Origin of the sequence: Okeania sp. (assembly GCF_035285525.1) — a bacterium.
In the GTDB taxonomy this organism is placed as follows: domain Bacteria; phylum Cyanobacteriota; class Cyanobacteriia; order Cyanobacteriales; family Microcoleaceae; genus Trichodesmium.
On the sequence record NZ_JAYKGW010000035.1, the window covers coordinates 1 to 6,409 of the forward strand.

Here is a 6,409-nt window from a genome sequence, read left to right on the forward strand (position 1 = left end):
CACGAACGCTATTGGTAGGGTGCGTTTTGCGTTCCGCAAAGCTCCGCTTTATATGTCGGCTCAAGCGCCGAAACGCTGCGCGACATGAAAAGCGCACAACGCACAACGCACCAATACTCTATATATAGTGCCTCCCGTGTAAGTCCTGACTAAGTCTGGTTATAAGTAAGTAGGCGTTAAAATTTCTGGTTAGATGAAGGCAGAAAGAAGGCAAAGGGGTTAGAAGGATTTGGACAAACTAGCTTTTTATAACCGGATTTGGTATCAATTCTAAATTCTAAATTCTTCCTTACCTAAAAAAATAAAGGACAATGACAAACTTAATTGCATCATCCTTTATTTTTAATACCCCCAAGGGAATTCGAATCCCTGTCGCATCCGTGAAAGGGATGTGTCCTAGGCCTCTAGACGATGGGGGCGTGTTTGTTTTTTTCATTCGCACATTTACTAGAGTAGCGAATCTATAAGTAAATGTCAAGGGGTATGAAAAAATTTTTTTTCCTTACTTTTTGGCCATATATATAAATATACCGAATATTCCCTTGAGCGCTTACGGAGAAACAGGATTGACCAATTTCTCTGGTTCTTGTTTGGCCTCCAAAGCCATCTGAGCCGAGATACCATCATTCTGGTCTCCAAAATACCATAAAGTAGCAGCAGCTTCAGCCCTACTAACTGTCTTATCTGGCCTGAATAGTTTAGTATAACCGAAAACCCGACGAATATTAGAAAATTCATTTTCAGAATCTGCTAATACTGCCTTCAAAGCACTAGGGTCTATTTTAGAAGCATCTTGAAAATCCCATGCTGTCTTGACTTTCTGTATGGTAGCTTCTGATAATGGCTTCCGAAAATCTAAAGGCACTTTCCACAGAATTAAATCTTCACGAGTTAAAAAATCATTGGGCCGAAATTTAACCACATTAACATCTCCAGATAAGGGACTAGGAATTAAACCTGCTTCTGCCAAACCTTGAATTACAAGAAAGTCGGGGTCAGTTTTGGGCACATCTTCAAAAATTGGTTTTTCATTTGCGGTAGCTAATCGGATGTGTTTAGCAGGATTATTGGCAAACATCTTATTATTTGCAGTTACTAACCATCTGGCGTATACACGGCGACTGACAAGATTTTGAGGTTGAATGAAAGCAGTGGTTGTATTGGGGTTATTTTGATTTTCCCTTTGTTCCTGCTGAAATATTCCTAGTTTGGACAAATCTACAATGTATGGACGTAAACCTGTAGGTACATCCATGAGGGCTGTTGTTGATACAGGGACTTCTGAAGGGATGGTGGTAGAAGTCGGTGGCATACTATCAGTAGGAAATGGTGTTTGTATTGTGGGACTAGATGATTCTTGGGATGTTTCTGTAACATTGGGTGATGACTGAGTTTCTGGTTGGGGAGTTGGTGATAAAGTTGAGTTGGCAGAAGTTTCTGATGAAAAATCAGTTGGTTTATCTATTAATTCCGAGTTAGAAGTTGGGGATATTTCTGTAGGAGAATTAGTGGGAAGTTGTACGTTTTTTTCTGGTTGTTGGTTGTTTTGATTAGAGGTTTGATTTAGTTGGTTAAAGTTAGAATTATTTTTTAATTGGGGGTCTGCTGCCAAAATTTGTTCTAGGTCTTTATTTCCGGAATTATTGGCGCAACTACTGACAGAAATTAATAAACAAATAGTTAGACTAGCAAATATCTCTGGTTTATTTAATAACATACTCATAAAAATAAATTTACTTAGTATTTTGAAGGATATGTCCATGATATCAAATCCGCTTAATTCGGTAGAAAAAAATGTTTCATCTTCAACCATTACTATATCTTCCCATACTCCCCACATGAACCACACTGTTTTTACACCGATACTACCGGATTTGATATCAGCCATCAGCTACTGCTTTTAGTTTGTTTTCAAGGGTTGCTTTTACTTTTTCCAAAATTAATAGCTAAACGCTAATAGCTGACTGCTGAATGCTTAGGAAATATTTAAGATTTACCTGTAGGTGGAAATTGGCTAGTTTTTACCTTTTGTTCTTGCTGTTGCGGTTCTTTTTGTCCTTCCTCTGCTCTTCTCTCAGCTTTTTCTTGGTCTTTTAACTGTTTGAGGTGAATAGATTTCACCTGATTCATAAATTTAGCCATAGCATCTCTTGCATTTTTGTAACGTTCATCTTCGTCAGCATAGCGAGGAATCCTATAACCTGCAGTTACTCCTAAGAGAAATTCGTTTTTTTCCGATTCTAAATTTTCTATAGCTTCATTAGCAGATGTATAATTTTCTTCCAAAGAAAATGCAGTTGAAAGACTAGCAACAATAGCAGCGATCGCTGGAAATATTACAGGTAACCATTTCAGCCAATTTGGTGCTGTTTCTGACTTCTCAACTAGAACTAAAATCGGAGTCACTGCAGAAAAAATTATGGTTGTTATCTGCAATAGATAGTAAAAAAATCTGGCTTCTACACGAAGTGTTCTGTACCTTTCTAGTAGTTCTTCAGTATAACTTAAAGCTATTTCTACTCCTTCCATTATCTGTTTAACTTTTGGAGAGTCTTCTAGTTGTGCAGTCTTGATGTATATGTTTTTTGCCTTAAGTACATTATAATTATTGATTTTCTTATTATAGTTTTTCTCTAATACACGATTAATAGGAAACAAGAAAATAAACACACCTATACAAAAAATTATTATAATGATCAGCAATTGAATCAGCTCTGGGAAGGCAAAAATTGTAATAGTTGAAATAATGGCAACTACAAAAGATAGATATGTAAGTATTTTTAAAAATGGTAAGATTCCAGAGCTGGGTGGTTTAAGTTTATAGATATCAACCAGGAGATTTTTGGGCTGAGAATCAATCATTTCATAATTCGGATCAGGACTTATCATATTTTCCTCTATTTTTGAATTAGTCATAGTTTCTTTGTTTATTTAATAACTATTTCAAAATACACTAATTTGGGGTTAATAGTCAATTAAAAACTATCAAGAAAGTATGTTTATAATTAATAATTAACAATTATATAAAACTGCAGTCAAGGGATTTTATATGATATAAAATCCGGTAGTATCGCTATAGAAAAGCGCAGAAACCGGGTTGGTTTTACAGCAGTTTCGGAGGCGCGTGAGGTACAAAATTTTATTTTCTGAGTAATTATGGTAACACAACCTTCCAGGTTGTTACAGCAAACGAAGCCTGTGTTACAAAGATATTTAAGTGTACCTCACGATCCTCATGCATTGCTGTAAATGCCTCACTGTATAACATCTATCTTTCACAAACCCGGTTTCTTTTATCCCTCAGAAGCTAACAGATTTGATATGATTACTATATCCAAGTCGTTGTGACGGTTACTCCAAGTATAAGTATTCAATTGAAGGGGTTTGGTTTTCAAATCCCATCACCCCACCATCATATCACCCCATCACCTTCAATGTATGTCATACCTTGAGAAACTGCTGCAATGAATGTTGGAATATTTCTTAGTTCCAGACAAAACTAAACTTTGGTAACAGAATCTTTTGGCAATACATTCATACTCTTACCGTTACCATTAACTGATACATCCAACTGCGGACGACTTTCTTTTCCACCGAACAATTTCTGCAACCAATGCATAAAATTATCAATATAAGTAAACCAAACAGGTACAACTACTAACGTTAACAATGTTGAAGTTATCAAACCACCAATAACTGATATCGCCATCGGACTTCTCACTGCTCCTCCTGCTCCTAACTCCAGAGCAATAGGCAACATCCCGGCAATAGTCGAAAGAGTTGTCATTAAAATTGGTCGTAACCGGGAAATACCTGCTTCCCGCACTGCATGAAATTGAGACATTCCTGCTTCTTCATTTGCTAGGGAAGAGTCTACTAACAAAATCGCATTTTTGGTTACTAAACCCATTAACAATACGATTCCAATGATAGCATACAAACCTAACTCTTTTTGGAAGATCATTAACCCTAATAATGCACCACCAACAGACAAAGGTAACGCTACCAAAACCACTATAGGATAGAGAAAATTATTGTATAACAATACTAAAATTGCATAAATACACAATATTGCTAAACCCAAAGCACCTGCAAAACCATTAAATATATCCATCATAATTTTGGCACCGCCATCAGACTGTTCGGTGACATCAGGGGGGAGGGGATTCATTGCTGGCAATGATTTCACTGTTGTTAGTGCATCTCCCAAAGAAATACCTTGTATATTTGCTTCAAAGGAAACTTGACGAAAACGGTTAAAACGTTTGATTTCGGCAGGCCCGCTACCGATGGTAATTTCTGCCACTGCTGACAATGGTACTAAACCACCATTCCGACTGGGAATGCGTAAATTTCTAATCGCATCTAAGTCATTTCTATATTTCTCTGCTAACTGTACCCGAATGGGAATTTGACGATCTGATAAATCGAATTTAGCTAAATTAGTTTCGTTATCTCCTAAAGTTGCTAAGGATGCAGTCCGGGCGATCGCTTGTACGGAAATTCCTAAATCTCCTGCTCTTGCGGGTAATGGTTTTATCAAAATCTCTGGTTTCACTAAACTAGCGCTGGAAGTTACATCTACTAACCCAGGAACTTCTCGCATTTGTCGTTCTAAAGTATCTGATGTCTGTTGCAAAACAGCAGCATTTTCGCTCTTGAGAATAATGGTTAAATCCTTATTACCACCACCAGCACCTTGACTAGAAAAATTAATTCGCGCTCCTGGAATATTCTGAAATAATGGTCGTACCTGTTGTTCAAATTCTTTTTGAGTAATATCTCGTTCTTCTCTGGGTAAGATGTTAACGTACAATTTACCTTTATTCACATTCTCACTACTACCTCTGCTACCGATATCGGCTAACACACTGGTGACAAGTGGATTTTTCTGGAATAGTTCCATAGTTTGTTGTGCTACCTGTTCGGTTTCTGCTAAAGTGGAACCAGGGGGTAATTCTATAGAAACAATACTCACACCCCGATCTTCAGAACCGGCAAACCCTTTGGGAATGAGTGGAACCAGTTGTAAGCTCGCAATAAAGAAGACTAAGGCAATAAATAATGTGAAAATTTTATGACGTAACGCCCAAGTTAGTAATTGACTGTAGGGGCGAATTTTTCTGTTTTTTTGATTTTTTTCTGGGAAACTAGGAGAAGTTTGCGGTCGTTTCTGTTTCAATAACCGCGCTCCCAACATTGGTGTCATTGTGGTAGCAACTAATGTGGAAAACATAGTAGCGATCGCTACTGTAATTCCAAATGGTCTAAAAAATTTCCCTGGTATACCACCCATAAATGCTACAGGTAAGAACACTGCAACTATTGTGGCAGTTGTTGCTACCACCGCTAGACCAATTTCTGCTGACCCATCCAAAGCTGCTTGGAATGGTTTTTTCCCCTGCTCAATATGTTGATCGATATTTTCGATCATACAGATAGCATCATCTACTAAGTTCCCCATTGCTAATGATAGTGCTAACAAAGTCATCCCATCTAGAGTATAATTGAGACTTTTCATTGCCAGAAAAGTAGGCAGTATTGATAATGGTAATGCTACTGCTGTCACTAGAGTTGGTCGCCAGTCTCGTAAAAATATACCGACAATGACAACAGTGAGAATGGAACCAATAATTAAAGCGTCTACAGATGCTTGATATGATTCTTCAATGTCGGTTGCTCTAGTGAAAATTAGTTGGAAGTTGACATCTGGTGGTAATGTTTTTTCGAGTTCGGCAACTGCTTCCCGGACGCTTTTTTCTACAGAGACCAGGGTGCTACCTGTGCTGCGCAATACCCCGAAAGCAACAACGGGTTGACCAATATTATTTGTGTCTGAGTTGGGGATGAAACTATTTTTGTCTAGAAACCAAGCGGTTTGTCTAATTTCCCCGTAACCATCAATAACTTTTCCCACACTGGAAAGGGGAACTGCGCTACCGGAAGGCAGAATAATTTGATATTCTTTCAATGCTTCTACTGTGTCAGCACTTCCTAATGTCCGAATACTTTTTTCTGTACCTCCGGTTCGAGAACGTCCTCCTGGGATATTAATATTCAAAGCGCGAATTTGGTCGTTGACTTCAGTTGCAGTAATACCAATACTTTCTAATCTTTCGGGACTGAGTTCGATGAGAATTTCTCGGTCAACTCCCCCAATGCGGTTGATTTGAGAAACACCTGTAACATTGAGAATAGCACGACTAATTTCTTGATCAACTAATTCGCTTAATTCTTCTACGGAACGTTTTTCGGAGGTGACAGCGTAAGTCATGATTGGTCCGCCTCCGGCAAAGTCTAGTCTTTCAACGATGGGTTCATTAGCGTCTGCGGGTAAGTCTTGGGTAATTTTCGCAATGGCGTTCCGAACATCGTTGGTGGCGCGATCGCTATCTACTTCTAATTGAAA

At 38.2% G+C, this 6,409-nt stretch carries 3 protein-coding genes and 1 tRNA gene; all 4 read right to left on the reverse strand.

Going from position 1 to position 6,409, the window contains the following annotated elements; genetic code table 11:
- Positions 1 to 346 precede the first annotated feature (346 nt).
- Positions 347 to 419 (reverse strand) — tRNA-Glu (locus VKJ25_RS03640).
- Positions 420 to 550: 131 nt separating this feature from the next.
- Positions 551 to 1,888, reverse strand: a complete 1,338-nt coding sequence (locus tag VKJ25_RS03645; RefSeq protein WP_324235266.1) for an S-layer homology domain-containing protein — start codon at positions 1,886 to 1,888, stop codon at positions 551 to 553.
- Positions 1,889 to 1,986: 98 nt separating this feature from the next.
- Complete coding sequence (locus VKJ25_RS03650) at positions 1,987 to 2,916, reverse strand: DUF4231 domain-containing protein (RefSeq protein ID WP_324235267.1); 930 nt, start codon at positions 2,914 to 2,916, stop codon at positions 1,987 to 1,989.
- 583 nt (positions 2,917 to 3,499) lie between these two features.
- Positions 3,500 to 6,409: efflux RND transporter permease subunit (locus tag VKJ25_RS03655; RefSeq protein ID WP_324235268.1), on the reverse strand; the 2,910-nt coding region annotated here is incomplete at its 5' end.